Source organism: Bradyrhizobium sp. NAS80.1, from assembly GCF_001908205.1.
Taxonomy (GTDB): Bacteria; Pseudomonadota; Alphaproteobacteria; order Rhizobiales; family Xanthobacteraceae; genus Bradyrhizobium.
In genome coordinates this window covers 1-24,558 of record NZ_LGHL01000056.1, presented here as the reverse complement: position 1 = coordinate 24,558, position 24,558 = coordinate 1, and the positions used below count along the sequence as shown (strand labels likewise).

General features: G+C 65.1%; 17 protein-coding genes and 1 pseudogene. 11 read left to right on the top strand and 7 right to left on the bottom strand.

Features of this window, described 5'->3' with window-relative positions; all coding sequences use genetic code 11:
- Together AC629_RS14460 and AC629_RS14455 are read right to left on the bottom strand one after the other, a co-directional pair.
- Positions 1-466 (bottom strand): MFS transporter (locus AC629_RS14460; RefSeq protein WP_143199135.1); only part of this gene is annotated, 466 nt, incomplete at its 3' end.
- Between the two features lie 217 nt (positions 467-683).
- Positions 684-885, bottom strand: a pseudogene (locus AC629_RS14455) (YciE/YciF ferroxidase family protein); the annotation flags it as partial.
- Positions 886-1,317: 432 nt separating this feature from the next.
- Between AC629_RS14455 and AC629_RS14450 the strand changes: the two are divergent.
- The 8 genes from AC629_RS14450 to garD all read left to right on the top strand — a co-directional run bounded on the left by AC629_RS14450 (position 1,318) and on the right by garD (position 12,742).
- On the top strand, positions 1,318-2,400 hold the full coding sequence (locus tag AC629_RS14450; protein ID WP_084805391.1) for a lysylphosphatidylglycerol synthase transmembrane domain-containing protein: 1,083 nt from the start codon (positions 1,318-1,320) through the stop codon (positions 2,398-2,400).
- Between the two features lie 215 nt (positions 2,401-2,615).
- Positions 2,616-4,568 (top strand): SGNH/GDSL hydrolase family protein, encoded by a 1,953-nt coding sequence (locus AC629_RS14445; protein WP_084805393.1) that lies wholly within the window; start codon positions 2,616-2,618, stop codon positions 4,566-4,568.
- 306 nt (positions 4,569-4,874) lie between these two features.
- Positions 4,875-6,215, top strand: coding sequence for an MFS transporter (locus AC629_RS14440; RefSeq protein ID WP_084805390.1), 1,341 nt, complete (start codon positions 4,875-4,877; stop codon positions 6,213-6,215).
- 122 nt (positions 6,216-6,337) lie between these two features.
- Positions 6,338-7,243 (top strand): LysR family transcriptional regulator, encoded by a 906-nt coding sequence (locus tag AC629_RS14435; protein ID WP_084805389.1) that lies wholly within the window; start codon positions 6,338-6,340, stop codon positions 7,241-7,243.
- 129 nt (positions 7,244-7,372) lie between these two features.
- A complete protein-coding gene (gene kdgD, locus AC629_RS14430; protein WP_084805388.1) occupies positions 7,373-8,317 on the top strand; it encodes a 5-dehydro-4-deoxyglucarate dehydratase in 945 nt (314 codons plus the stop codon).
- A gap of 26 nt (positions 8,318-8,343) precedes the next feature.
- The gene (gene gudD / locus AC629_RS14425; protein ID WP_084805387.1) at positions 8,344-9,687 is read left to right on the top strand and encodes a glucarate dehydratase; all 1,344 of its coding nucleotides are present in this window, start codon (positions 8,344-8,346) and stop codon (positions 9,685-9,687) included.
- Between the two features lie 49 nt (positions 9,688-9,736).
- Positions 9,737-11,185 (top strand): aldehyde dehydrogenase family protein, encoded by a 1,449-nt coding sequence (locus tag AC629_RS14420; RefSeq protein ID WP_084805386.1) that lies wholly within the window; start codon positions 9,737-9,739, stop codon positions 11,183-11,185.
- Positions 11,186-11,200: 15 nt separating this feature from the next.
- Entirely contained in the window at positions 11,201-12,742 is a 1,542-nt protein-coding gene (gene garD / locus AC629_RS14415; protein ID WP_084805385.1) for a galactarate dehydratase, read from the top strand.
- Positions 12,743-12,796: 54 nt separating this feature from the next.
- Here the strand turns inward: garD and AC629_RS14410 are convergent, their stop codons facing one another.
- The gene (locus AC629_RS14410; protein ID WP_084805384.1) at positions 12,797-13,153 is read right to left on the bottom strand and encodes a hypothetical protein; all 357 of its coding nucleotides are present in this window, start codon (positions 13,151-13,153) and stop codon (positions 12,797-12,799) included.
- Positions 13,154-13,488: 335 nt separating this feature from the next.
- Between AC629_RS14410 and AC629_RS14405 the strand changes: the two genes are divergently transcribed.
- The gene (locus tag AC629_RS14405) at positions 13,489-14,628 is read left to right on the top strand and encodes a hypothetical protein (RefSeq protein WP_084805383.1); all 1,140 of its coding nucleotides are present in this window, start codon (positions 13,489-13,491) and stop codon (positions 14,626-14,628) included.
- Between the two features lie 210 nt (positions 14,629-14,838).
- Here AC629_RS14405 and AC629_RS14400 read toward each other — a convergent pair whose 3' ends face one another.
- Complete coding sequence (locus AC629_RS14400) at positions 14,839-15,435, bottom strand: DUF2147 domain-containing protein (RefSeq protein WP_084805382.1); 597 nt, start codon at positions 15,433-15,435, stop codon at positions 14,839-14,841.
- A 107-nt stretch (positions 15,436-15,542) separates the two neighbouring features.
- Positions 15,543-16,571: an NAD(P)/FAD-dependent oxidoreductase gene (locus tag AC629_RS14395; protein ID WP_084805381.1), complete on the bottom strand. Its 1,029-nt coding sequence runs from the start codon at positions 16,569-16,571 to the stop codon at positions 15,543-15,545.
- 182 nt (positions 16,572-16,753) lie between these two features.
- Here AC629_RS14395 and AC629_RS14390 point away from each other — a divergent pair, with 182 nt between their 5' ends.
- On the top strand, positions 16,754-17,224 hold the full coding sequence (locus AC629_RS14390) for an acyl-CoA thioesterase (protein ID WP_084805380.1): 471 nt from the start codon (positions 16,754-16,756) through the stop codon (positions 17,222-17,224).
- A gap of 12 nt (positions 17,225-17,236) precedes the next feature.
- Here the strand turns inward: AC629_RS14390 and AC629_RS14385 are convergent, their stop codons facing one another.
- Both AC629_RS14385 and AC629_RS14380 read right to left on the bottom strand, forming a co-directional pair.
- The gene (locus tag AC629_RS14385; RefSeq protein WP_074121684.1) at positions 17,237-17,557 is read right to left on the bottom strand and encodes a 2Fe-2S iron-sulfur cluster-binding protein; all 321 of its coding nucleotides are present in this window, start codon (positions 17,555-17,557) and stop codon (positions 17,237-17,239) included.
- A 175-nt stretch (positions 17,558-17,732) separates the two neighbouring features.
- Positions 17,733-18,077: an Hpt domain-containing protein gene (locus AC629_RS14380; RefSeq protein WP_084805392.1), complete on the bottom strand. Its 345-nt coding sequence runs from the start codon at positions 18,075-18,077 to the stop codon at positions 17,733-17,735.
- A 425-nt stretch (positions 18,078-18,502) separates the two neighbouring features.
- On the opposite strand from AC629_RS14380, the gene AC629_RS14375 reads away from it, so the two are divergent.
- Positions 18,503-24,205 (top strand): apolipoprotein A-IV repeat region-like domain-containing protein, encoded by a 5,703-nt coding sequence (locus tag AC629_RS14375; protein WP_084805379.1) that lies wholly within the window; start codon positions 18,503-18,505, stop codon positions 24,203-24,205.
- Positions 24,206-24,558: the final 353 nt, after the last annotated feature.

The window sequence follows — 24,558 nt, the reverse complement described above, 5'->3', positions numbered from 1 at the left end:
CGACGGCGCGGCCGCGCGCGCGTGCATCCGCAAAGGCATGATTGAGCAGCGCCAGCGAGTTCGGCACTAGGATCGCCGCCGCCAGTCCCTGGACCAGCCGTGCGCCGATCAGCACTATTGCATTCGGCGACAGCGCGCAGGCAAGCGAGGCTGCGGTGAAGATGGCGAACCCCGCCATGAAGACGCGCTTGGCGCCGATCCGGTCGCCAAGCGCACCGGCTGTCAGGATGAAGGCGGCAAACGCAATGGTGTAGGCGCTGACGACCCATTGCAACTCGGCGACGCCGCCGCCGAGCGTCCGGCCCATCGCATCGAGCGCGGTATTGACGATGGTGACATCGAGCTGCACCACGCCGTAGCCGAGACTCATCGCGGCGAGCGTGAGGGAGGTTGCAAGACGCGAGTCGGCAGTCGGCACTGCGGCCGTCTCGTCGAAGGTTTCATATTTGATGGTGTTCACTCGCATGCCGCCACCTCGGTTGCAGCCCCATGCAGAACATACGCCTTCGGCCCGCCATCATGCTTCGACAATGACCGAATGATGAATGCCGACATGCAAGCGCCGCGCTGATAACCGCGCGGCGCCTTCGTCGTCGCTACGTTTCGCCTCAGCTCGCCGCGCGCAAATTCACCTTTCTCTCGGCGAGCGTCGTCAGCTTCTCGTCGGTCGCCTTCTTTTCCTCATGCATCCAGAAGACTTCCTCGAGTCGCGTGGCGTGGCGTTTCGTTTCTTCAAGGTGCGTCAAAAGCCCTGCTTCAGCTGCGGATCGGCGGCCTCATCTGCCAGTTTCGGCAGCGCCTTGGTGAGCTGCTGCTCGGATAGTAGATGTCCTGGAGCTGGTGCACGAACAGGTCGTTCACGGTCTTGATGTCCTTTGCGAACAGTCCATCGTTCCGATCCTGTCGGGTTTCGGGAACACGTCGGCACTGGCTTGCACGAAAAGCCGCTGTTCCGCCATGTTTGATTGCTGATAGGCCGCTAACGAGCGCGCGGCATCGGCGTTCCAAAAAGCCCCGCATCTCTTGCGCTGGAACAATGCCGGCGGCGCCAGAACATGAAATCTTGTCAACATACGGACGTGCGATGCGAGCCCGTCTCACGACTCTTATGCTTAACGCGCGTCCGATGTGAACCGCGTATGACAAAACCGGCCGGTTCGACGCAGACCCCACCCTTGTCAAGGGCTGCACAAGCCGCTGTTTTTGCCTTAAATGAGCTTGATCAAAGCTACAGATCGACGCTTTACTTTTGGCACTGATCGTATCCGACTGGCCAATGCCGGGCCGGATCGGTTTTGCCCCCTGCCGGGAGGATGAATGCACGGACTGCTGCCAGCGCTGAAGCGCGGCTTCAAGAGATGGATCGGCTGGCGACGGCTCGGACTTGCCGCGAGCGTCTTCATCATAGCCTTCGCGGTCACAACGCTTGTGCGAACGCTCAAGGGCATCGATACTAGCGTCATCCTCACTGCGTTGACCGAGATTCCCCGCGGCAGCATCGGCTTGGCGGCGATTTGCGTGTTCTTCGCGTTCTGTACGCTGACTTTCTACGACTTTTTTGCACTGCGAACGATTGGCAAGAAGCACGTGCCCTATCGCATCGCAGCGCTGTCCAGCTTCACGTCCTATTCGATCGGCCACAACATCGGTGCCACCGTCTTTACCGGCGGCGCGATCCGTTTCCGGATCTATTCGGACTACGGGCTCAACGCGATCGACGTCGCCAAAATCTGCTTCCTGTCGGGCCTGACCTTCTGGCTCGGTAACATCTTCGTGCTCTCGATCGGCATGGCGATCCATCCCGATGCCGCCTCCTACATGGATCAGCTCCCCTCGTCGATCAACCGGCTGATCGCGGTCGGCGGCCTCGCCTCGATCGGCGCCTATCTGGTCTGGCTCTGCATGGGCGAGAAGCGCCGCGAGCTTGGCCAGAAGGGCTGGAAGGTGGTGCTACCCTCGGCGCCGCTGACGCTGGTGCAGATCCTCATCGGTGTGGTCGACCTCGGCTTTTGCGCCATGGCGATGTACCTGCTGATGCCGGCCAATCCGCCGATCGACTTCATGTCACTGGCGGTGGTGTTCATCCTGGCGACGCTGATCGGCTTCGCCAGCCACGCGCCTGGCTCGATCGGCGTGTTCGACGCCGCCATGCTGGTCGCGCTGCCGGAATTCGGTCGCGAGCAGCTTCTGGCGACGCTTCTGGTGTTCCGCATCCTCTATTTCGTGATCCCGTTCGGTGTCGCCATCTCCATCATGGGAACGCGCGAGCTCTGGATGAACGTGGTCAAGCCCTGGCAGGAGCGGCGGCGGCTGGCGGAGGCCTGCGCGCAGGGCAACCTGCCCAAGCAGGTGACTCCGATGGAGCGCGAACGGTCGCTACGGCACGCCAGCAAGCGCTGAAGCATGATCCGGACCCGAAGGGCCGCGTTAGCGCAAAGTGTGAAGTGGTTTTCCCTCGCGACAAACGCGGAACGCGTTTGCGCGGAGATCATGCCCATACAATAAGCTAAAGCGCGATGAACATTCATTGCGCTTTAGGCGTCAGACAAAGGTTGCGGGCGGGGGAGCAATCCTCTCTTATTTCCGCCTCAACTTTGCCGTTGAAGACGCGGGCCATGATCCGAACATCCCTTCGCACCTTGTCTGCAGGCGCCCTGCTGCTTGCCGGGCTTTTGACCGCTTTGCCGCCCGAGCCCGCCGCAGCGCAGGACGCCGGCGCCATGCAGATCAATTGGGAGGTGCGCAACCGCTTCCGGCTGTTCCGGGAGGAGCGCGACTTCCTGCTTCATGTCGAGAATGCGCGTAACCGCAGCATCCTCGCCGCCGAGCAGTCGCTGGAGCTGCAGAGCGAGGGCCGCGGCTGGGCCCGTAACATGGTCAACCGGCTCTGCATCGACCTCCAGGGGCGGGTCAACCAACCCTGCACCCGCGACAACGTCAAGGAAAACTACATCACCCCGATCGACCACCCCGTTACCGTGCGCCTGACCGGTGCGGTACCGGTCGGCGCCACCTGCGCCTGGTCGTTCGACGACGGCGACGGGCCGCAACAATCGACCTTCGACTGCGCCGAGCCGGTCAATCTGCGCGTCCGCTACGGCAAGCAGACGGTCGCGACCGTGGATGTCTCCGCCGGCTCCGATCCGACCCAACGCGTGCAGACCGAGATTCAGGTCCGCGACATCTTCATCGCCGGCCTCGGCGACAGCATCGCCTCCGGCGAAGGCAATCCGGACCGGCCGCTGGCGCTGTCGGACGAAGGTTTCTGCTTCCGCTCCTATCTCGGCACCGCCGGCGCGCAGTACTACCGGCCGAGCCGCGCCGGCTACAAGGGCGGGCGCGCTTGCGAGGCGCCGGATACGCTCGCCAACTGGCAGCGCTACAGCGCGCTCTGGTTCAACTCGCCCTGCCACCGCTCGCTCTACAGCTACCAGACCCGCACCGCGCTGGCGCTCGCGGTGCGCTACACCCACATCGCCGTGACCTACCTGCCGCTCGCCTGCACCGGCGCCAGCATCGGCGACGGATTGCTCGGCTCGCAGCGCGCCCGCGAATGCCCGCCCGGCAAGACTGGCGTCTGCAACACCAGCGTGAATGCCCAGGTCGCCGAGCTGCGCGAGGCGCTCGCCGCCGCCAGGAAGCGCCAGCCGGACCGCACGCTCGATCTCGTGCTGCTCTCGGTCGGCGCCAACGACGTCTACTTCTCAGGCCTCGTCGCCGACGTGATCGTCGATACAGCGACCGAGCGGGCGCTGTTCCGCCGTTCCGGCGTTATGGCGAGCGTCGACGATTCCCGCGATGCGCTGGCGCGTGAGCTGCCGCAGAATTTCGTCAAGCTGCGCGAAGCGCTGAAGCCGCTCGTCGGCGGCGACCTCTCGCACGTCGTCTACGTCTCTTACGCCAATCCTGCACTCGCCGACGGCGGCGTGCCTTGCCGCGGCGGCCGCGCCGGCTTCGACATCCATCCCGCGTTCAATGCCGATCCGCAGCGCCTCGCCAACGTCTCGACCTTCGTCGATACCGAGTTCCTGCCGCAACTGAAGGGGCTCGCCACCTGCACACGCGGCGCGATGTGCCGCGATCCCGAATCCGACCGCATGACCTTCGTCGACGCGCATCAGTCGGCTTTCGCCGATCACGGTTTCTGCGCCCATTCGGGCAACGATCCCGAATTCGACCGCACCTGCTTTGCCGAGAACGGCCAGAGCTTCAATCCGGACATCGTGAGCGCGGCGAGCCAGCCGATGCTGTGCGGCCGCGGCGCCTCGGAGTATCGCGCCTATCTGCCCCGCGCGCGCTGGATCCGCGATGCCAACGACAGCTACTTCGCCGCAATGACCTATCCGCAAGGATTGCCGGCCGCGAGCCAGCCGGCCGACATCCATGACGCGACCTGGGGCGTGCTCTCCGCCGTCTATGGCGGCGCCGTACATCCGAGCGCCGAAGGCCATGCTGCCATGGCGGATGCGACGCTGCCGGCAGCAAGCGCCGTGCTCGGCCTCGACGCCGTGCCGCCGGGCGTGACGCGCGGGGTGCTAGCGCCGCTGTTGCCGGGCGCGCTGCAGTAGCGCACGCTGCGTCCACACGGGCCCTGTCGTCGCCCGTGCAGGCGGGCGATCCAGTACTCCGTGACAGACGCAATTGATTCGAGAAGCCGCGGCGTACTGGATTCCCCGCTTTCGCGGGGAATGACAGCGGTGTGCGTGGCAGGGCGTTGCTCACGCATTCTCACGATCTCACCATCGTTCCCCTTCCTGCCGTTCCATTAATCCAAAAACGGTATCGATCGATACTCCCTTCAACTTGGACACTTTGCAGCGCGCGCCTCTAGGAGTCGCCGTGAGGAAGCATTTCGAGTTCCAAGGAGGCGCGTGATGAGCGCAGTCGTGTCCGCAGCGGACGTGAGAAGGTCTCGCGTCAGGCTGTTCATCGTGACCATGTTGTTCCTGGTCACCACCGTCAATTATGCCGACCGCGCCACGCTGTCGATCGCGGGCCCCGCGCTCTCCAAGGAGCTGCATCTCGATCCCGTCGCCATGGGCTACATCTTCTCTGCGTTCGGCTGGTCCTATGTCATCGCGCAGGTGCCGGGCGGCTGGCTGCTCGACCGCTACGGCTCGCGCCTCGTCTATGCCTTCAGCATCATCGTCTGGTCGATCTTCACGATGATGCAGGGCTGGGTCGGCTTCTTTAGCGCCGGCACCGCCATCGTCGTGCTGTTTGGCTTGCGCTTCCTGGTCGGCATCGCCGAAGCGCCCTCCTTCCCCGCCAATGCCCGCATCGTCGCCGCCTGGTTTCCGGGCAATGAGCGCGGCACCGCATCGGCCTTCTTCAATTCCGGGCAATATTTCGCGACCGTGATCTTCGCGCCGCTGATGGGCTGGATCGCCCACGATTACGGCTGGCGCTACGTGTTCTTCGTGATGGGCGGGCTCGGTATCATCATGGGCATCGCCTGGATCAAGACCGTCTACGGCCCGAAAGAGCACCCCGGCATCAACGAGGCCGAGTTCGACTACATCAGGGAAGGTGGCGCGCTGGTCGATCTCGACGCGCCGAAGGACGAGCGTGCGCCGGACTCCGGGCCCAAATGGGACCACATCCGCCAGCTGCTCTCCAACCGCATGATGCTCGGCGTCTATCTCGGCCAGTACTGCATCAACACACTGACCTATTTCTTCCTGACCTGGTTCCCGGTGTACCTCGTCAAGGAGCGCGGACTGTCGATCCTGCAAGCAGGCTTCGTCGCGACGCTGCCGGCGCTGTGCGGATTCATCGGCGGCGTGCTCGGCGGCATCATCTCGGATGCGATCCTGCGCGAGACGAACTCGCTGACCATGGCGCGCAAGATTCCGATCGTGGGCGGCATGCTGCTGTCGATGTCGATCATCGCCTGCAACTATGTCGACGGCCAGGCGCTGGTGGTCGGCTTCATGGCGCTCGCCTTCTTCGGCAAGGGCATCGGCGCGCTCGGCTGGGCGGTCGTCTCCGACACTTCGCCGAAGGAAGCCGGCGGCGTCTCCGGCGGCCTGTTCAACACCTTCGGCAATCTCTCCTCGATCACCACTCCGATCGTGATCGGCTACATCGTGGCCGCGACCGGCTCCTTCAACGGTGCCCTGGTGTTCGTCGGCATCAACGCGCTGGTGGCCGCGGTCGCCTATCTCGTGGTCGTCGGCAAGATCGAGCGGGTTGTGCTCGAACGTTCCTCCTGAGGGCTCCCGCGGGAGCTTGACCAGGCAACTCAACGGCGGCTCACCGGCCGCCGTATTTGTTTTGGGAGTGATCGATGCTAGAAGTGCCCGGGAAACGCCTTATTCATCTAAGGCATGTATCGATGTTCGACCTCAACCAGCTCCGCTGTTTCGTCACGGTGGCGGAGGAATTGCATTTCGGCCGCGCCGCAGCGCGGCTGAACATGACCCAGCCGCCGCTGTCCCGGCAGATCCAGGTGCTCGAGCACATCATCGACGCGCCCCTGCTGGAACGCACCAGCCGCTCGGTGCGCCTCACCCCGGCCGGTCGCAGCTTCCTGCCCGAGGCGCGGCGCATCCTGAAGCTTGCGGAAAGCGCATCGCAAGTCGCCCGCCGCATCGCGCTCGGCAAGACCGGCTCGCTGAAGATCGGCTTCACCGCCGCCGCGGCCTACGGCTTCCTGCCCGAGCTCATCGCGGCCTGCCGCGCCAGGCTGCCGGAGGTGGACTTCTCGCTGAAGGAGATGGTGTCGGGCGACCAGTTCGAGGCGCTGACCTCCGGCCAGATCGATGCCGGCCTGCTCCGGCCGCCGATCGCGCGCCCCGAGCTCACGAGCCGCCGCGTCGTCGCCGAGCCCCTGCTCGCCGCGATCCCGAAGAAGCATCTCTTGGCGAACGCGGACAGCATCACCATCAAGGATTTCGACGACCAACCCTTCGTGATGTATTCGCCCTATGAGAGCCGTTACTTCCACGATCTCCTCGTGGCGCTGTTCACCCGCGCCGACGTGCTGCCGCGCTACGTCCAGCATCTGAGCCAGATCCACTCGATCCTGGCCATGGTGCGCGCCGGCCTCGGCCTTGCAATCGTGCCGGCCGCGGCGGCGAGCCTGAAGATCTCAGACGTGCGGCTGCGGCCCCTGAAACTGCGCACGCGCGTCCCCGTCGAACTGTTCATGGTCTGGCGCCGCGAGGACGAGAATCCGCTGCTCTCGGCCCTCGTCAAAATCGCCGGCGAATTGTCGTCGGCGGTGGCAATGGAAGATTGATGCTCAATTCGCATCAGTCGATATAGGCTTTGGCTTGGACGCGCATCAAACGGTCTCCTAAACCACGGCGCATGGACGCGCGGGCTTTCGTTGCGTCCTCCACAACACCCGAAAAAGGGAGCAGCGCCCATGAGCAAGATGACCCCGCAGGAAATGGCCCGGAAGATCGGATCTGGCCTCCTGTCCTTCCCCGTCACGCCGTTCAAGGCCGACTACTCCTTCGACGAGGCGACCTACCGCGCCAACATGGACTGGCTGTGTGGTTATGACGTTGCCGGCCTGTTCGCCGCCGGCGGCACCGGCGAGTTCTTCTCGCTGACGCCGACCGAGGTCCCGCAGATCGTCAAGATCGCCGTCGACGAGACCAAGGGCCGCGTGCCCGTGCTCGCCGGCACCGGCTACGGCACCGCCACCGCGCGCGAGATCGCTGTTGGCGCAGAGAAGGCCGGCGCCGACGGCCTGTTGCTGCTGCCGCCCTACCTCACCCATTCCGAGCAGGAAGGCCTTGCCGCCCATGTCGAGGCGGTCTGCGCCTCCGTGAAGATCGGCGTCATCGTCTACAACCGAGACAACGCCATCCTCCAGCCCGATACGCTCGCCCGCCTCGCCGAGCGTTGCCCGAACCTCGTCGGCTACAAGGACGGCATCGGCGACATCGAGCTGATGACCCGCGTCTACACCAAGCTCGGCGACCGCCTGACCTATATCGGCGGCTTGCCGACCGCAGAGACCTTCGCGCTGCCCTATCTCGACATGGGCGTGACGACCTACTCCTCGGCGGTGTTCAACTTCGTGCCGGAATTCTCGACCAACTTCTACGCCGCCGTGCGCAAGCGCGATCATCAGACGATCCATGCCGGGCTGAAGGACTTCATCCTGCCGCTGATCGCGATCCGCAACCGCAAGAGGGGCTACGCGGTCTCGATCATCAAGGCCGGCATGAAGATCATCGGCCGCGACTCCGGACCCGTCCGTCCGCCGCTCACCGACCTCACCGAGCAGGAGATGGCGGAATTGACCGCACTGGTGCAAAAGCTGCCCGCCGCACGATCGACACAACAGGCGGCAGAATAACAGAAGACAACAGGGAGGAGCGTGCGATGGCCAAGACCGAGATTTCTGGCGCACCGGTCGTCACATCGATGCAGGTGATCCCGGTCGCGGGCCGCGACAGCATGCTCCTCAACCTGAGCGGCGCGCACGCGCCGTTCTTCACCCGCAACATCGTCATCCTGACCGACAATGCCGGCCACACCGGCGCCGGCGAGGTGCCGGGCGGCGAAAAAATCCGGCAGACACTCGACGACGCCCGCGATCTCGTGATCGGCAAGACCGTCGGCGCGATGAACAACATCCTCGCCGACATCCGTACCAAGTTTGCCGATCGCGACGCCGGCGGCCGCGGCAAGCAGACGTTCGACCTGCGCGTCATGATCCACGCGGTCACCGCGATTGAATCCGCCCTGCTCGACCTGCTCGGCCAGCATCTCGACCTTCCGGTCGCTGCGCTGCTCGGCGAAGGTCAGCAGCGCAAGAGCGTCGAGACGCTCGGCTATCTCTTCTTTGTCGGCGACCGGCGCAAGAGCAAGCTCGACTACGTCAAGGGCGAGACTGGCAAGCCTGAATGGTTCGACCTCCGCCACCAGGAGGCGATGACACCTGAGACGGTCGTGAGGCTCGCCGAGGCCACCCACGATCACTACGGCTTCGCCGATTTCAAGCTGAAGGGCGGCGTGCTGCGCGGCGAGCAGGAGATCGAGGCCGTTTCTGCCATCGCCAGGCGCTTCCCCAGCGCGCGCGTCACGCTTGATCCTAATGGGGCCTGGTCGCTCGATGAGGCTGTCAGCCTCTGCAAGGACATGCACGGCATCCTCGCCTATGCCGAGGACCCCTGCGGCGCCGAGGGCGGCTTCTCCGGCCGCGAGATCATGGCCGAGTTCCGCCGTGCTACCGGCCTACCCACCGCGACCAACATGATCGCGACCGACTGGCGCCAGCTCTCCCATGCGCTGCGCCTGGGAGCGGTGGACATCCCGCTGGCCGATCCCCATTTCTGGACCATGCAAGGCTCGGTGCGCGTTGCCCAGACCTGCCGTGACAACGGCCTGACCTGGGGCTCGCACTCCAACAACCATTTCGACATCTCGCTCGCCATGTTCACCCATGTCGGCGCCGCCGCCCCTGGCAAGGTCACCGCGATCGACACGCACTGGATCTGGCAGGACGGCCAGGCGCTCACCAGGGAGCCGCTCCAGATCAAGGGCGGCAAGATCGCCGTGCCGGATCGTCCGGGCCTCGGCATCGAAGTCGACCGCGCCGCCATCGAGGCAGCGCATGAGCTCTACAAGCAGCATGGACTTGGCGGGCGCGATGACGCTATTGCCATGCAGGACCTGATCCCCGGCTGGACCTTTGACGACAAGCGTCCCTGCCTCGTGCGCTAGGGCATTCTCGGAGCACCCAAGTTAGAAACGAACTTTCTCGGAGGACAACATGACAGCGATCCTGAAGAACTTCATCGGCGGCGAATGGGTCGACGGCTCCGGCGTCACGAAGAATATCAACCCCTCCAACACCAACGATCTCGTCGGCGAATACGCCAAGGCCGACAAGGCGCAGACCGAGAAGGCGATCGCAGCCGCAAAGGCCGCCTTCCCCGCCTGGGCGCGCTCGACGCCGCAGGAGCGCTATGACGCGCTGAACAAAATCTCGGCCGAGATCCTCACCCGCAAGGAAGAGCTCGGCCGCCTGCTCGCGCGCGAGGAAGGCAAGACCCTGCCCGAAGGCATCGGCGAGGTCGCGCGTGCCGGCCAGATCTTTGCATTCTTCGCCGGCGAGGCGCTGCGCCTGATCGGTGAGAAGGGCGCCTCCGTCCGTCCCGGCCTCGATGTCGAGCTCACGCGTGAGCCGATGGGCGTCGTCGGCATGATCACGCCTTGGAATTTCCCGATCGCGATCCCCGCCTGGAAGATCGCGCCCGCGCTCTGCTATGGCAACACGGTGGTGTTCAAACCGGCCGAGCTGGTGCCCGGTTCTGCGCATGCGCTGTCCGAGATCATCACCCGCTCCGGCATTCCGGCCGGCGTGTTCAACCTCGTCGTCGGGGCCGGCTCGGTGGTGGGCCAGACACTGCTTGAGCATCCTGACGTCGCCGCGATCTCGTTCACCGGCTCGGTGCAGACCGGCCGCAAGATCGCGCAGGCCTGCGTGCTGTCGAACCCGATGAAGAAGTTCCAGCTCGAGATGGGCGGCAAGAATCCGCTGGTGGTGCTCGACGACGCCGACCTGAAGACCGCCGTCGAGGTCGCCGTCAACGGCGCCTATTTCTCCACGGGCCAGCGCTGCACCGCCTCCTCCCGCCTGATCGTCACCGAAGGCATCCACGACCGTTTCGTCGCGGCGATGACCGAGCGCATGAAGGGCCTGTCGGTGGACGACGCGCTCAAGGCCGGCACGCATATCGGCCCGGTGGTCGACCAGAGCCAGCTCGACCAGGACCTGCGCTATCTCAAGATCGGCCAGGACGAAGGCGCAAAGCTTGCCTGGGGCGGCGAGTTGCTCAACCGCGAGACACCCGGCTACTACCTCCAGCCGGCGCTGTTCACCGAGGCCAATAACAACATGCGCATCGCGCGTGAGGAAATCTTCGGCCCCGTCGCCACCGTCATCCGCGCGAAGAACTATGAAGAGGCGCTCGCGATCTCCAACGACACCGAGTTCGGCCTCGCCTCCGGCATCTGCACCAGCAGCCTGAAATACGCCTCGCATTACAAGCGCAACAGCGAGGCCGGCATGGTGATGGTCAATCTGCCGACCGCCGGCGTCGACTATCACGTGCCGTTCGGCGGCCGGAAGGGATCGAGCTACGGCGCCCGCGAGCAGGGCTCCTATGCGCGCGAGTTCTACACAACGGTGAAGACCGCCTATACCTATCCCGGCTGACACGGGGAGCACCAGATGGACCAGGACGTCGCGGCGAAAGAGCAGCCCCGCTACATCAAGCTCAACGAGCGCGACAATGTCGCGATCGTGGTCAATGATTTCGGGCTTCCCGCCGGCTCCCGCTTTGCCTGCGGGCTGACGCTGCGCGCCTTCGTGCCGCAAGGGCACAAGACGGCGCTGGTCGACATTGCACAAGATCAACCGATCATCCGCTATGGCGAAGTGATCGGTTACGCGCTCTCGCCAATATCGGCCGGCGAATGGGTGGACGAAGCGCGCATCCGCATGCCGGAGGCCCCTGCCCTCGACAAGCTCGAAATCTCGACTGCGGTCCCCGCGCCGCTGCCGCCGCTCGAAGGCTTTACCTTCGAAGGCTATCGCAACCCCGACGGCTCGGTCGGCACCAAGAACATCCTCGGCATCTCCTCCTCCGTGCAATGCGTCAAGGGCACGATGGAATATGCAGTGAAGCGCATCCGCGCCGAGTTGCTGCCAAAATATCCGAACGTCGACGACGTCGTGCCGTTGACGCATGCCTATGGTTGCGGCGTCGCCATCACCGCGCCCGACGCGGTCGTGCCGATCCGCACGCTGCAGAACATCGCCCTCAACCCGAACTTCGGCGGCGAGATCCTCGTCGTCGGCCTCGGCTGCGAGAAGCTTGCGCCAGAACGGCTGGTGCCGGAAGGCGTCAGCGATGCCATCGTGCGCATGCAGGACGAAGCCTTTGACGGTTTTGGTGCGATCGTCGAGGCGATCATGACCCAGGCCGAGGCGCGCCTGAAGGTGCTCAACACCCGCAAGCGCGAGACCTGCCCGGCGTCCGATCTCGTCATCGGCCTGCAATGCGGCGGCAGCGATGCCTTCTCCGGTGTCACCGCCAACCCCGCGGTCGGCTTCGCCGCGGACCTCTTGGTGCGCGCCGGCGCCACGGTGATGTTCTCGGAAGTCACCGAGGTGCGCGACGCCATCCAGCTTCTCACCCGCCGCGCTATCAACGAGGACGTCGGCCGCGCGCTGGTGCGCGAGATGGCCTGGTACGATTCCTATCTCGCCCGCGGCGGCGCAGACCGCAGCGCCAACACCACGCCCGGCAACAAGAAGGGCGGCCTTGCCAACATCGTCGAGAAGTCGCTTGGCTCGATCGTCAAGTCCGGCTCCTCCGCGATCACCGGCGTGCTCTCGCCCGGCGAGAAGGCGACGCAGAAGGGCATGTTGTTTGCGGCGACCCCCGCCTCCGACTTCATCTGCGGCACGCTCCAGCTTGCCTCCGGCATGACGCTACAGGTGTTCACCACCGGGCGCGGCACGCCCTACGGCCTTGCGGCTGCGCCCGTCATCAAAGTCGCGACCCGTAGCGAGCTTGCCCGCCGCTGGAAGGACCTGATCGACTTCGACGCCGGCAGCATCGCCACCGGCGAGAAGACGATCGAGGAAACCGGCTGGGATCTGTTCCGCCTGATCCTCGATGTTGCCAGCGGCCGCACAAAGCCGTGGTCGGACCGCTGGGGCATCCACAACGATCTGACGCTGTTCAATCCGGCGCCGGTGACCTAGTTAGGTCTCTCCATTGTCATTCCGGGATGCGCCTACCGGGTCCGGCCACGCACATCACGTCATGCTGCCCGGCATGAAGCAGCGCACGCGCGGATGGCCGTCGATATAGTGCTTCCACACCATGGTGCGGCCGATCCTGTTCGGCCCGGTGATGACGGCGCCGTCGGGCACGACGACCCACTCGTCGTCGAGATGCACACGGTAATGGCCCTTGTCGGATTCCCAATCGACATCGGCGACCACATAGCCGTCGGCATCCGAGCAGCATTGCCCATATTCGCTGTGCAGGCTCTCGAACCACGGCTTTAGCGGCGAGTTGGCATAGCGCCCGTCGTCGCGCGCCAGCGCCGATGTCGCCAGAAGCGGCGTCAGCCCCAGCAGCGCCGCTGCACACAATCTTGCAAGTCTCATCTCGTGTTCCCGCGGGCCAAATCATCCGTGCGGGGGACAGACAAAGCCGTCCGCTTTCCGCGTCTAGAGACAGGCGCGGCGTCGGCGACTCGTTCCCCCAGCAGCTTTGCGACAGCTATGCAAATACAGCGCCACCGCGCCTTTCGGGGAACTACTGCTGTCCCGAACGGCGTTCGCGCCCCGCGCACCGGCGATTTGCCGCAGCTCTTTCGGAGGCTTTCCTTGTAGCGTCAGGACGTGTACGAAACTGCCGCGAACGCGATTGCATCGTTTAACCAGCTGTTTCGAATGGAAGAATTGGGTGTTGGCGTGACTGGCATCGGACCGTCAGCGCCATGAGTTCGAGGGACTTGCTTCCTGGTCAGCAGGATCCGACCGATTTGCCCGCAAACGAGGTGCAGTTTGCGCTCGTGATTTCGCGCATGCTCGAGACGGTGAAGGACGACCCGGAGTTCAGGCGGCAGCTCGTCTACGATCTTGCCCGCTACAAGCTCCAGGAGCAGTTCACCTACGCCGATGCCAAGAACATCGACCAGATGAAGCGGGCCCTCGAGGTCGCAATCGACGAGGTCGAGAAATTCTCGCGTGACGAGGCGCCCCTCGAGCGCTTGCCGTCGCAACAACTCACGTCGTCAAAGGCTGCCGAGGCCGGTGGCCATCTGGTGCCTGCCGACACGACGGTTCTGCGATCGGGCATCGAGATATCCCGCAGCAAGCGGTCTATGACCTCAGGTCCGTTGTGGCCGGTGATCAAGCGTACAGGGGCCATCCTGCTCGCCGCCGGCGCGGTCGTTCTGGTCATCGCGCAGCGAGACAATATCGCCTCGCTGCGCCGACTGGTTTCGCGCCAGACCCAGGAGATCGCGCAGGTTGCGCCCAAGCCGGAGACAACGATCACGGTCACCAAGCCGGAAATGGTAGCCCCCGCCGCGCCGCCCCCAACGCGCGTGCTTCCAACCGACTACGGCATCTACGCCTTGATCAATGATCAGTCGCTGGCGGAGTTGAATGCGACCGGCGTCATGGCGCCGGACATGCGCATTGCGATTTCACCGGAGTTCAAGAAGCCCGATCGGCCGCATCTGCCGAACGGCCGCGTCAAATTCATCGTGTTTCGCCGGGACGCCGCAAACATGATCCCGGAGCGCGTCGAGGTTCGGGTGGTGGCGAAAATCGCAAGAGAGTATTCGACCGACGCCGCAGGCAAGACGTTGAGTGGCGGAGACGACGTCGGGGTCATCCGCAACTTCACCTATCCGTTCAGGGTGTCACCGATTCCGGGGAAGCCCGAAATGTATGAGCTTCACGCCGGAGAACTCGAGCTTCCGCCGGGACACTACGTCCTGAGCCTGGGGCCGCAGGCCTATTATTTCCAGGTCGACGGCGAGATCACCGATCCCAGGCAGTGTCTGGAGCGGGTCGTTGCCGGCAACGGCACGTTCTACGCGCCTTGTAAGAAAGCGCGGACATACTGAGTAGCCCGGGTGAGCGCAGCGATACCCGGGGAAAGGCGGCCCCGCATATCGCTTCGCTCATGCGGGCTACGCCACTGTCATAACCAGCCTTGCGCGCACTGGAGCGGGCGTTCCAGTATTCCAGAGACGGCGCGAGGATACGGGGAAGCCAAGGCGTACCGGATGCGGCGGTCAAGCCGGAGCGCGACAGCGGTTTATGGGTGAAGCAGCCTACTGCTTCGGCGCCGGCGCCATCATCGCGCCGCCCTTCTTCATCGCGGGCGGCGGCTTGGTCGCGGCGGTCGCCTGCGCGGGGAGATATTTGGCGAGGATGGCGGGATCGACCTGGGCGAGGTTGGTGTCGGGCAGGCGCGTCCAGGTCTCATCCTTGCCGAGCAGCGAAATGCCGAGATAGCCGCGCAGGGTGAGCGTCTGGCCGTCCGGGCTCACCTTCATGTTGGCCTTCCAGATGTTGCCGTCGCGCGGATTGAGCACGTTGCCGCCTTCGTATTTCAATCCCTCTCGCTTCATGTTGCGGACGAAGGAGATACCGAGCACGGGCGCGTTCTTGCGATCGTCGGTGCACTTGGCGCAGACCTCGTTCGGATCGTCGCCGGGCCGCGGGAAGGTCTTCGCGATCACGCCTTCGAAGATTCCGTTGTGGTCGATGAAAAGGAACCAACCCACCGTCTTGCCGTTTTCGACCTTTTGCCAGAGGCCCGCAGCCGTGGGCTCTCCGGTTTGCGCCGCAGACGGCGTCACCGCCGCAAGCGACACCGCGAGCGCGAGGAACGGGAGCAGTCGGAAGCTGGAAAAGAGATTCCGCATTATCATCACCTTGCTAAGCCACGACTGGAATGGCCGCAGAGTACGGCGATTTCGCGAACGGTTCCAGCGCCAGAAACATGGGGCATCGCCTTCCCGCCCCACCGCCGTCAGTTGACACCAAGCTTCTTTTGCAGGCTGGAGGAAGAGGTCGTGTACTGGAACACGAGCCGCTTCTCCGGATAGACGTAGCGATGGGCTTTTTGCGCCATCAGCGCGCCCTCGTGGAAGCCGCACAGGATCAGCTTGATCTTGCCGGGATAGGTGTTGATGTCGCCGATCGCGAAGATGCCGGGCACGTTGGTCTCGAACGCGGAGGTCTCGACCGGCACCAGATTGTTCTCCAGCGCAATGCCCCAGTTCGCGACCGGACCGAGCTTCATGGTCAGGCCGAAGAACGGCAGCAAGGTGTCGCAGGAAATTTCGGTCACGGTGTTGTCGTTGCCCTTCACGGTCGCGCCGGTCAGCTTGCCGTCGGCGCCGGAGAGCGCGGTGACCTGCCCGATCAGTAGATCCATCTTGCCGTCGGCCACCAGCGCGCGCATCTGTTCGACGCTGTGGGGCGCGGCACGAAAATCGTCGCGCCGGTGCAACAACGTGATGCGCTTGGCCAGCGGATGCAGGTTGAGCGTCCAGTCGAGTGCCGAGTCGCCGCCGCCGACGATCAGTACGTTCTTGTCACGGAACGTGTCCATCTTGCGGACGGCGTAGTGCACCGAGGTTCCTTCATAGGCCTCGATGCCCGGCACCGGCGGACGTTTGGGCTGGAACGAACCGCCACCGGCCGAGATGACCACCACCTTGCATTCGAACACCTTGCCGGCGTCGGTGGTGCAGCGAAACAGGGGATCGCCGATCTTCTCCACCGTCTCCACCATCTCGCCGAGATGGAAGGTCGGGTGGAACGGCTTGATCTGCTCCATCAGCGCATCGGTGAGGCCCTGCCCTGAAACCCGCGGAATGCCGGGAATGTCGTAGATCGGCTTTTCCGGATAGAGCTCGGCGCACTGGCCGCCGACTTTGTCGAGGATGTCGACGAAATGCGCCTTCATGTCGAGAAGGCCAAGCTCGAAGGCGGCGAACAGGCCGCAGGGGCCAGCGCCAATAATCAGCACATCGGTTTTGATCACGTCGCTCATGTCGTCTCTTTATCGGTCGTTATCGGTTGGACGGCGCCCGGAGGGCAGAGGTGACCCTGCCTGTCTAGCCAACGGGGATGGATCAGGGAAGGCATAAAAGCGGTAGCGCCCCGCGGCCGCGCCCACTTGCCGGGTCAGGATAACTGAGCTGTAAGGAGGAAATATATGACGGAGATCAATCGGTGAACGCACCAAGCCGCCTCGATACGACGCCGCGCCTGGAGGACTATCCCTATCGCCTCGGCGACAACGTGCGCTTCGGCGATCTCGATCCGAACCAGCACGTCAACAACGCTGTCTACGCCACCTATTTCGAGACCGGCCGCGTCACGCTGATGAAGAGCCCCGAATACGGGCTGACGCCGCCGGGCCTCGCCTGGATCATGGTGCGGCTCGACATCCATTTCCGCGCGGAGCTGCACTGGCCGAACACGATCGAGCTCGGCCTTGGCGTGGTGAAGCTTGGACGAACGTCAGTGACCTTCGAGCAGGTCGTGTTTTCGCAAGGCAAGTGCATCGCCTCGGCGACGTCGGTCGGCGTCATGCTCGACGAGGCGACGCGGCGTCCGGCGCCGCTGACCGTAGAGGTGATCGAGAAGCTCAGACCCTGGCACAAGCGCGGCATCGAGGTCGCGCCGCCCGGCACATATTAGTTGTAGAAAAGATCAGGCCTGGCGTTCCGGCGTCGCCACCACGAGCCCATCGAGTTCGTCGGAGACCTTGATCTGGCAGGACAGGCGCGAGTTCGGGCGCACGTCGAAGCCGAAGTCGAGCATGTCCTCTTCCATCGGCGTCGGGCTGCCGACCTTCTCGCGCCAGGCTTCGTCGACATAGACATGGCAGGTTGCGCAGGCACAGGCGCCGCCGCATTCGGCTTCGATGCCGGGAACGCTGTTGCGGATGGCGGCTTCCATCACGGTTGCGCCGTTCTCGATTTCCACCGTGCGGGTTTCGCCCTTGTGGTCGACAAAGTGAATCTTGGCCATGTGTGCTCGTGCTGCCGCGGTGCTGGTTGGGAGTAAAAGGAGGGTCTGGGCTGTCCTATAACGGGTCGGTCAGTCCGGCGCCATAGCGTTTTGATGCGAAGTGGACCCCGGTTCGCGCGAAGAAAACGCGTCAAAACAAATGACTAGCTACCCGCCTTTTGGCGGGGGCACCGGCCTAGCGCTTTAGGATCGCCTCGATGGCGGCGCGGGCCTCGGTCACCGCCTCTTTCAGCGCGGCGAAGGCGTGGGGCCGTTTGTGGCCGGTCCGGATCGCGATCTCGAGACCGGCTGCGGCATCCGCCACCGCAAAGGCGCCGATGCCGCGCGCCGAGCCCTTGAGCTTGTGCGCGAGTGCGCCGGCCTCGGCCGGCAGCGCCGCCATGGTCGCGATCAGGCAGTCCGCCTGCTCGGCGAACATCGCGAGCACCTCCCGTTCCAGCTCGGCATCGCCAAGCGTCATCCGGGAGAGATGATCGAGGTCGAGCGGGCTGTCGATGGGTGCAAGCGGGGGCGAAGGCATCCAGTCCATCCGTTGCAGTTCAGGCGTCATGGCGCAGGCCCCGGCATCGCGCGATGGTCCGCCGGTCCGGCGGTCAGGTTCCCCTACCGAAGCATGAAAATGGTTAACGAAGTGTTCGGGTCGTTTTACGCAAATCTGCCCGTTTATTGACGAGAAGTTGCCACAATCAAACGAGTCCAGTGGAAAATTACATTTATTGCTAAGGCGTTACGGCTCGATCCTGTTAACGATGATTAAGATTGTCTTAATCGCAGGCATTTCATTCGCGACACTCTGCCAATAGGATGTTGCGGAAATTAGCGGACAAGCCGTCCGGGTGGGGACGGCTCGGAGATCCGCGCAAGCGGCATGATCCGGCCTGTGGGCTCGCGCGGCGCGCAGGGCTCGCGGGGGGCGTGTAAGAGTAACGAGGGCTCGGACTGAACATGGCGAACACTCCCAAAAAGGTCAAAGATCCCACAGAAGTGGCGCTTTCTGCGATCCAGGAAGCCCTGAACATCAGCGACACGGCTGCGGATACCAGCCGCAACGCCTCGATGCGCAATGAAACGGCCCCTCCGGTGCCGCCGCCGGCCCCCCCGAGCTTTGACGAGCCAACCTTCGAGCCGCGCCCCGCTGCCAACGAACGGGCGGTGTTCGACCCGATCGAGGAGCCGCGCACTTCGCGCCGCGCCGCCAATGACGATCGCGAGACCATCGGCCAGTTGCTCCAGGCGCTCCAGAAGGGCCGCCCTGCCCGCAACGTCTATACCTTCGCCACCATCTTCGCCGGCGTCTGGCTCGCCGCCTGCGCCGCGCTGACCGTCGGATTCCTGCCCTCGATCCAGGCCGCCATGGGCCAGAGCGGCGGCGTGCTCGTCATCGCCGGCCTGATCGCGATGTTCTTCGCGCCAATCATGCTGTTCTACTTCCTCGCGAGCCTGGTCTGGCGCGGCCAGGAAATGCGCATGATCGCGCAGGCGATGGCGCAGGTCGCGATCCGCTTCTCCGAGCCGGAAGGCTCGGCCTCCGATTCCATGGTGACCGTCGGCCAGGCCATCCGCCGCGAGGTCGCGGCGATGGGCGACGGCATCGAGCGCGCGATTGCGCGCGCCGGCGAGCTCGAGACGCTGGTTGCCAACGAGGTCGCGGCGCTCGAACGCGCCTATTCCGACAACGAAGTGCGCATCCGCGCCCTGCTCCAGGACATCGCGCATCAGCGCGACAACCTGGTCGGCCAGGCCGAGCAGGTCCGCAGCGCCATCTCCGGCGTGCAGATCGACCTGCGCCACGACATCGCGCTGATCTCGGACGCGATCGCCTCGCGCGTCGACGAGGTCGCCAAGTCCATCACCGGCGCGCTGGAAGAGCGCGGCGCCCACATCACCGGCGCGCTGAGCAACGCCGGCGACAACATGATCCTCGCACTCGGCGAGCGCGGCGGCGACCTGCTCGACCGCCTCGAAGAGGCCAGCAACGAGACCACGCGCGCGGTGCTCGACGCCAGCGAGCGGCTGACCACGAGCCTCAACTTCAAGACCGGCCACGTCCACGATGAGTTCGTCGACCTCGCCGATCGCGTCCACGAGATGCTGAACGAGCGCATCGACCGCATCACCGGCGAGTTCGAGCAACGCTCCGCCGTGATCGTCGACGGCATCTCCGAGCGCACCGAGCAGGTGCACGACTCCCTGAAGAACTCGGCGGACTCGCTGCTGCTCGAGCTCGAGCTGCGCTCCAACGACCTCTCCGCCAAGATCGACGACGCCGGCAACCGGCTCGCCGGCCAGATCATGACGTCCGGCGACAAGGCGAGCGAGGCGCTCGACGCCACCGTCAACACCCTCGTCGCCAAGGTCGTGAGCCAGACCGAGACCGCGCACGACTCGCTGTCGCTGCAGATGAGCGCCTTCGACGAGCTGGTGAAGAACCAGGGCAGCGACCTGGTCGAGAGGTTCGCCCGCGACTCCGGCACGCTCGGCGCGCTGATCACGCGCCATATCTCCGAGTTCGACCGCACCGTGAAGACGTTCGGCGGCGAGATCGTCGAGCGCATGGGCCAGCGCACGCAGGACATCGCCGAGAGCCTGAAGACCTATGTCGACAACTTCGACACCCGCTTCAGCGCGAACGGCGGCGACATCACGGCTGCGCTCGACGAGCGGCTGGTGCAGTTCGAGACCACGGTCGGCGAACGCGTCGCCAACCTCGACTCCTCGCTGAACGGCAAGATCGCCGGCCTCGACAGCACGATCGAAGGCCACATCAAGACTTTCGACGACCAGTTCGGCGGCCGCGTCAGCGCGCTCGAACAATCGTTCGACACCCGCGCGAAGTCCGTGACCGAGACGATTGACGAGCGCCTCAACACGCTCTCGACGTCGCTGACCGACGGTGCCGCGCAGGCGATCCAGTCGATCGACTCCCGCCTCACCCACCTCACGACGTCGATCACCGACGGCGCATCGCAGGCCGTTGACTCGATCGACTCGCGCCTCAACCATCTCACGACCTCGCTGACCGACGGCGCGTCGCAAACGATCCAGTCGATCGATACGCGGCTGACGTACCTCACGACGACGCTGACGGCCGGCGCGTCGCAGGCGCTTGAGTCCATCGACTCCCGCCTCACCTATCTGACGAGCGCGCTGACGAACGGCGCTACTCAGGCGGTGCAGTCGATCGACACCCGCCTCTCGCTCCTGACCTCGACGCTTACGGACGGCACCGCACAGGCGATCGAGGCGGTCGACCGCCGCATCACCGGCGTCACCGAGATTCTCGACGGCCGCAGCACGCATCTGACCGACACGGTCACGGCGCGCTTCCAGGACATCCACCAGGCCATCGAGACCAAGGTCGGCGCGGTCGCCAACGACATCGACGTGCGCGTGGCGCAGTTCGAGGACCTGCTCGGCTCGCGTGTCGAGGCCGTCGCCGGCCGCATCGAGAGCAGCGGACGCCAGGCCAGCGAGGACATGATGTCCCGTGCCGAGATGATCTCGACCGCGATCCGCTCGCATGTCGAGGACGCCGAGCGCTCGCTCACCAACCTCGTCGTCAACACCAGCGAGACGATCCAGACCGGTGCGCGCGCCGCCCAGCAGTCGCTGATCACGGTCTCCTCCGACGTCAACGCCCAGCTCAAAATGACCTCCACCGAGGTCGAGCGCGCGCTGACCGGGGTCGGCACCGGCGCCGCCAACTCGATCCTGACCAGCGCCCGCGAGGCACAGTCGACGCTGGTCGCGGCCTCGGGCGATGCGTCCAACCAGATCAAGGCGCTGTCGGCCGACATCGAACGCACGCTGTCGGCGGCAGGCTCGGCGACCGCGGCCTCGATCCTGGCCGGCGCCCGCGAGGTGCAGACCACGCTCGTCACCGCCTCTTCGGACGCGGCCAACCACGTCAAGACGCTCACGGCCGACGTGCAGCGCTCGCTGTCGCTGGCCGGCACCACCACGGCGGAATCGATCACCGCCGGCGCCCGCGATGCGCAGAGCGCGCTGATCGCGGCCTCGAGCGAGACCGCCAACCAGATCAAGGCGCTGTCCTCGGACATGCAGCGCTCGCTCTCGATGGCGGGCACCGCGACGGCCGAGACCATCACGGCCGGCGCCCGCGAAGCCCAGAGCACGCTGGTCACCGCATCCTCGGATGCGGCGAACCAGGTCAAGTCGCTCGCGGCCGAAGTCCATCGTTCGCTCTCGCAGGTCGGCCAGTCGACGGCCGAAACGATCACCACCAGCGTCCGCGACGCCCAGAGCACCCTGCTCACGGTTTCGGCCGAACAGACCGGTCAGGTCCGTTCGCTCGCGGCCGAGATGCAGCGCGCGCTGGCGACCGCCGGCGGCGCCACCATCGAGGCGCTCACCAGCGGCGTGCGCGAGGCGCAGGGCACGCTGATCACCGCCTCGACCGACGCGGCGAGCCAGATCAAGTCGCTGACCACGGACATCGAGCGCACGCTGACTGCGGTCGGCGCCGACACCGCCTCGACGATCCTCAACAGCGCGCGTGAGGCGCAGACCTCGCTGACCTCGACGTCGGCGGATGCCGCAAGCCAGATCCGCTCGATCTCGACCGAGATCGAGCGCGCGCTGAGCACGGCCACGACGAACGCAACCAACGACATTCAGACCAGCGCGCTCAACGCCCAGAACGCGCTGATCACCGCCTCCAACGAGGCCAGCTCGCGGGTCAAGACGAGCTCGGCCGACGTCGAGCGTTCGGTGCTCGCCGCCAGCAGCAGCTTCGGCCAGGCCATGACCGGCAAGACCGACGAGATCGTCACTTACGTGCAGCAGCAGGCCGACCGTCTGTCGAACATGATCGACGCCAAGCGCGGCGCACTGGTCGACGCGATCGGCTCCAAGAGCAGCCAGCTCACGCTCGACATCGACCGCGTCACCTCCGACGCGCTGAAGTCGATCGAGGCGCGCGGCCATGCGTTCTCGCAGACGATGATGGGCAACGGCTCGGAAGTTGCCCGCACCATCAACGCGGCGAGCGAGATGGCCACCGGCGCGGTCGGCAAGTCGCTCAAGGATCTCGAGCAGGCCTCGCGTTCGGCGATCGACCAGTCGCGCCAGGTCTCGATCGCGGCCGTCACGGAGATGCAGGAGACCAGCAAGATCCTGCGCACCGACACGGTCGCACTGTTCGAGCGTCTGCGCGAAGGCAACATCCTCCTCCAGGAGGTGCTGACCGGTGCGCACGACAACCTCAACTCGCTCGAGCGGGCGCTGGTGACGCGCGTCGCCGACTTCGTCTCGGCGATGAACGACGTCACCTCGCGCAACGGCGCGGCGACGCAGAACCTGGAAGAACAGCTCAACGTCTTCAACACGAAGACCACGCGGGCGCTCCAGGATCTCGGCGAGCTGTCGACCCAGTTCGACGCGCACGGCAAGGCGCTGGTCGATGCCGCGCAGGTCGTCGAGCAGAGCAACAAGAACACCACCGCTTCGCTCGCCGAACGCAAGCAGGCGCTGGAATCGCTCGTCACCACGATCGACCTGCGTACGACCGATCTCGATCAGCGCCTGTCGCGCTTCACCGGCCTGCTCGATGAATCGCTGGCGGCCGCCGAGGAGCGTGCCCGCGACATCGCCCGCGTCGTGGCGGAAACCGCCGGCGCAGGTTCCTCCGCGATCACGCGCCAGTTCGAGGCGGTGCGTGCTGCATCCGAGGAGGAGCACCGCCAGACCATCGAGGCGATGCACGACATCTACCGCCAGACCACCGACGAGGCGGATGCGATGTTCAAGCAGTCGACCGAGAAGTTCACCAACCTCGTCTCCAGCATGAAGCAGATGGCGTTCGAGATGCACAACGAGCTCGAAGCCACCCGCAACGAGCTGCGCCGCGGCGTGCTCGAGATGCCGCAGGAGGCCGCCGAGAGCACTGCGCAGATGCGCAAGGTGATCGTCGACCAGATCGAGGCCCTCGCCGAGCTCAACCGCATCGTGGCGCAGCATGGCCGCGGCCTCGACGTCTCCACGGCGGGCCGCGCCTCCGTGCAGCGCCAGGAGGAGCCGATGGTCGCGACCGTCGGCGCCCGCAGCACCGAGACGCGCATGCGCGACACCGGCAGCGCCTCGACGCTGCCACCGCCGGACCTCGGCATGCCGGCCTCGCGCCGCACCGAAGCTCCGCCGGTCGCGCCCGCGGGCAACGACCAGAGCCGCGACGGCTGGCTCTCGGACCTGCTGAACCGTACGGACGCCAACCAGGGTACTCCGAACGGCCGTGAGGCCCCGCGTGGCCGCACGACACCCGCTCCGCAGCCGCAGGCTCCGCAAGGTGGCGGCAATCCGCTGGAATCGCTGTCGCTCGACATCGGCCGGCTGATGGACCGCAACCTCGCCGCCGAGATGTGGGACCGCTACCAGCGCGGCGAGAACAAGGCCTTCACCAAGCGCCTCTACACGCCCGCCGGCCAGAAGGCCTTCGATGAGGTGGCCCGCAAGTACCGCGCCGACCGCAACTTCAAGGGCACGGTCGACCGCTATGTCGCGGAGTTCGAGCGCCTGCTCGACGAAGTCGCCCGCGACGGCCGCGGCCCGCAGGAGCTGCGCAACCACCTGACCTCGGAAACGGGTCTGGTCTACACCCTCCTCGCCCACGCGGCGGGACGGCTGGGGTAAGGCGAAGCTCGCAAATGGCGAGTGGCGAACAGCGAATGAAAAACGGAGCCCTCGCGGGCTCCGTTTTTGTTTGATCTCGTCAATGCAATGATGCGTTGGGAGCGAGCGCGTCGTCCTCGCTCTCGTGCCCCGGACGCAACGCAGCGCCCCTTCGGCGGTGCGCTGCAGAGCCGGGCCCACGTCGCGGCATTGTACGGTGTAGCCTCCTGGGTCCCTGTGTCTTGGAAGTCTGTCAGGATAGGGTGGGCGGGAAGCCGTTGGGTCCTTGGCGCTTGACGCCGTGAGCCGGCTCGGTCTCCCGCCCGTTCCATCTATCAACCTGAACAGTTGCACGAGGCTGCGCCAACAGACCT

What these genes read in the sequence shown, in the direction of transcription:
- AC629_RS14435 (WP_084805389.1), top strand. Translation starts at nt 6,338, where the DNA reads ATGTTCGACCTCAACCAGCTCCGCTGTTTCGTCACGGTGGCGGAGGAA.
- AC629_RS14385 (WP_074121684.1), bottom strand. Translation starts at nt 17,557, where the DNA reads ATGGCCAAGATTCACTTTGTCGACCACAAGGGCGAAACCCGCACGGTG.
- AC629_RS14450 (WP_084805391.1), top strand. Translation starts at nt 1,318, where the DNA reads ATGCACGGACTGCTGCCAGCGCTGAAGCGCGGCTTCAAGAGATGGATC.
- AC629_RS14405 (WP_084805383.1), top strand. Translation starts at nt 13,489, where the DNA reads ATGAGTTCGAGGGACTTGCTTCCTGGTCAGCAGGATCCGACCGATTTG.
- AC629_RS14420 (WP_084805386.1), top strand. Translation starts at nt 9,737, where the DNA reads ATGACAGCGATCCTGAAGAACTTCATCGGCGGCGAATGGGTCGACGGC.
- garD (WP_084805385.1), top strand. Translation starts at nt 11,201, where the DNA reads ATGGACCAGGACGTCGCGGCGAAAGAGCAGCCCCGCTACATCAAGCTC.
- kdgD (WP_084805388.1), top strand. Translation starts at nt 7,373, where the DNA reads ATGAGCAAGATGACCCCGCAGGAAATGGCCCGGAAGATCGGATCTGGC.
- AC629_RS14395 (WP_084805381.1), bottom strand. Translation starts at nt 16,571, where the DNA reads ATGAGCGACGTGATCAAAACCGATGTGCTGATTATTGGCGCTGGCCCC.
- AC629_RS14380 (WP_084805392.1), bottom strand. Translation starts at nt 18,077, where the DNA reads ATGCCTTCGCCCCCGCTTGCACCCATCGACAGCCCGCTCGACCTCGAT.
- AC629_RS14410 (WP_084805384.1), bottom strand. Translation starts at nt 13,153, where the DNA reads ATGAGACTTGCAAGATTGTGTGCAGCGGCGCTGCTGGGGCTGACGCCG.
- AC629_RS14445 (WP_084805393.1), top strand. Translation starts at nt 2,616, where the DNA reads ATGATCCGAACATCCCTTCGCACCTTGTCTGCAGGCGCCCTGCTGCTT.
- AC629_RS14400 (WP_084805382.1), bottom strand. Translation starts at nt 15,435, where the DNA reads ATGCGGAATCTCTTTTCCAGCTTCCGACTGCTCCCGTTCCTCGCGCTC.
- AC629_RS14440 (WP_084805390.1), top strand. Translation starts at nt 4,875, where the DNA reads ATGAGCGCAGTCGTGTCCGCAGCGGACGTGAGAAGGTCTCGCGTCAGG.
- AC629_RS14375 (WP_084805379.1), top strand. Translation starts at nt 18,503, where the DNA reads ATGGCGAACACTCCCAAAAAGGTCAAAGATCCCACAGAAGTGGCGCTT.
- gudD (WP_084805387.1), top strand. Translation starts at nt 8,344, where the DNA reads ATGGCCAAGACCGAGATTTCTGGCGCACCGGTCGTCACATCGATGCAG.